The organism is Streptomyces sp. BE20 (assembly GCF_036322525.1).
Classification (GTDB): Bacteria; Actinomycetota; Actinomycetes; order Streptomycetales; family Streptomycetaceae; genus Kitasatospora.
The window spans coordinates 1-303 of sequence record NZ_JAQYWW010001095.1; the positions used below are offsets into that span (position 1 = coordinate 1).

Below are 303 nucleotides of genomic sequence, written 5' to 3' on the forward strand. Positions count from 1 at the left end.
CGACGTCCTGGAGCCGCTCGACCCGACCCAGAACCGGCAGACCTCCCCCCTGCCCCTCGCGCCGCTCTCCCCCGCGTGCCGGCCCGCCCACGGCGGGCTCGCCGACTTCCTGACCTGCGGCGAGCTCCTGCGCACCGGGGGCCTGGACGGCGCGGGCGTGGTGCCGTGGCGCACCCACGCGGCCGACGCGTGGCTGAGGCTGGGGAACCGGGCCCGCGCCTGGCGGCACGTCCACGAGCAGCTCAGCCGGTCCCACGCCGCCCTCCCGAACACCCGCGGTCCGGCGCTGCGGCTGCTCGCCGC

At 79.5% G+C, this 303-nt stretch carries 1 protein-coding gene; it reads left to right on the forward strand.

Annotated elements, in window-relative coordinates:
• Nucleotides 1-303, forward strand: a 303-nt coding sequence (locus tag PUR61_RS33170) for a hypothetical protein (protein WP_329883223.1), incomplete at both ends; no start/stop codon positions are given.